The sequence below is a fragment of the Bradyrhizobium sp. genome, assembly GCF_049581145.1.
Lineage (GTDB): Bacteria > Pseudomonadota > Alphaproteobacteria > Rhizobiales > Xanthobacteraceae > Bradyrhizobium.
Genome location: NZ_JBAURI010000424.1, coordinates 1 through 2,018, shown reverse-complemented (window position 1 = coordinate 2,018; position 2,018 = coordinate 1). Strand labels below are relative to the sequence as shown.

At 66.1% G+C, this 2,018-nt stretch carries 2 protein-coding genes and 1 pseudogene; 1 reads left to right on the top strand and 2 read right to left on the bottom strand.

Annotated elements, in window-relative coordinates; genetic code table 11:
* A partial coding sequence (locus tag WCB02_RS13780) for a hypothetical protein (RefSeq protein WP_423958775.1) occupies positions 1-205 on the bottom strand: 205 nt, incomplete at its 3' end.
* Between the two features lie 297 nt (positions 206-502).
* Here WCB02_RS13780 and WCB02_RS13775 point away from each other — a divergent pair.
* Entirely contained in the window at positions 503-1,795 is a 1,293-nt protein-coding gene (locus WCB02_RS13775; RefSeq protein ID WP_423958774.1) for an IS256 family transposase, read from the top strand.
* On the opposite strand, the pseudogene WCB02_RS13770 reads toward WCB02_RS13775, so the two are convergent.
* Positions 1,740-2,018: pseudogene (locus WCB02_RS13770) on the bottom strand (hypothetical protein); the annotation flags it as partial. The gene WCB02_RS13775 and the pseudogene WCB02_RS13770 overlap by 56 nt on opposite strands.

The window sequence follows — 2,018 nt, the reverse complement described above, 5'->3', positions numbered from 1 at the left end:
AGTGATAGGCGCGCGAGCGCGCCTGATCGTGGGAAAAGTAGCCCCAGGCGTCGCCGGTCTCGCTGTAGTCTTCCCGTACCGTTCCCCACTGGCGCTCGCTGAGGTAAGGCCCCCACAACTTCCACTGGATCCCGGCGTCCCGGCTTTGTTGAAGGCGCGACTGTTCCGCCGTCCCGGCGCGATCCGTGATTGCCGTCTCGGACATCGTCTTCCCCTCCGTGGTACTGCGGACTATCTCGCCCGGCGGCTCGGTACAATCAAATGCCTGCTGTGGATGCCGCCGAGCGAGCAGAGGCAGGAAATATCATTTTGGTCGATTCCACGGAATGCGGCATTCGGAATCTGTCGCCGAGTTCTCGTACAAGCTCACGCGCCACGCATCGATCGGACCAATTGGTGAAGGCGTAGGCTTGCTGGAAAATGGGGTTGGGATGCACCCTGCCTGAATCGCAACAGGAAAGCGGGCTTTCGGTTGGCGCCGGGGGCCCCAGGGAGCATCCCAATGCAAAGATTATCCGCGCCCGAGCGCACGCGCGAGGAGCTTCGCGCCTTGATGAACGGAGACTTGGGGACGGCGGCCGGACGGGGCGATCTGGTCCGCCTGGCGCTGCGGCTGATTGTCGAAGAAACGCTGGAGGGCGAGGTCAGCGACGCCCTCGGCCGCGAGCGCTACGAACGTGGCGAGGGCGAAAAGCCCGGCTACCGCAACGGGTATCGGACGGGCAAGGTGAAGACGGCAGAGGGCGCAGTCGAATACGCCGCGCCGCAGGTTCGCGACACGCCCGAGCCGTTCATCTCGAGCGTGCGCGCGGCGTTGGCGGGACGCACGAGGGAACTCGAGCGGCTGGCGGTGGAGCTCTACGCGCGCGGTTTGTCGACGCGCGACATCGAGGATGCGTTCACCGACGAGACGGGCAGACGGCTTCTGTCGCGGGCGGCGGTGAGCGAGATCACCGAGCGTCTGTGGGCCGAATACGAGGATTTCTGCAAGCGCGATCTTTCGGAGCACGCCGTCGTCTACCTGTTCGTCGACGGAATCGCCGAGCGGCTTCGGCCAGGCCAGCGGCGTGAGGCTGTGCTGGCTGCCTGGGGCGTCGGCGAGGACGGACGCAAGGTCCTGCTTGGGTTGATGGCGGGCTCCAAGGAGGACGTCGAGACGGTGCGCGCGTTCTTCCAGGACCTGCGCGCCCGCGGGCTCGGCGATCCGCTGCTGATCGTTTCCGATGGGGCGCCTGGGATCATCCGGGCAATTGAGGAATGCTTTCCGCGCTCGGCGCGCCAGCGCTGCCTGGCGCACCGGATGCGCAACCTCGCGGCCAAGGTCCCCACCGACCTGTGGCCGGAGTTCAAGACGCGGGTCGCCGCCTGCTATCAGGCGCCCTCGCGGGCGATCGCGCGCCAACTGGCGGCGGGCATCCGCGCCGACTACGCCGATGTCCTTCCGAGCGCGTTCGCCTGTTTTGACGACGACTTCGGGGCCTGCATCGCCCACCTGCGCCTGCCGGTCACGCATCGGCGCTTCGCCAGGACGACCAACCTGCTCGAACGGCTGTTCGTCGAGGAACGGCGAAGGCTCAAAATCATCCCCAACGGCTTCGGCGAAAAGCCGGTGCTCAAACTCATGTTCGGCGCGCTCATCCGCGCTGCAGAGCGCTGGCGCGGCCTGCGCTTCACCGAGTTCGAGCTGCGCCAGATCGCCGCCGTCAGAAAGGAACTCGACCAGGAATACGAGGACTCGATCACGCCGCTGGCAAGGTCATCCCAGCCCCGCGTTTCCAGCAAATCCGCGCCTTGACCGCCCCGTCGTCGAGCACACGGGCTTTCTCAGCCGTCTCGCACATCTGTTCGACGGTGATTGAATCGAGATCGGCGAGAAAGGTTTCGCCCGCCTTCCGCACGGCCGGATCGATCACCCGCTCAAGCAGGATCGAGTTGGCGCCGAGATCTTCCGGATCGGCGGTGCTCAGCGACATCGCGGTGCGCACGATTTCGCCGACCGTGATCCGCCGGCGCTCGCG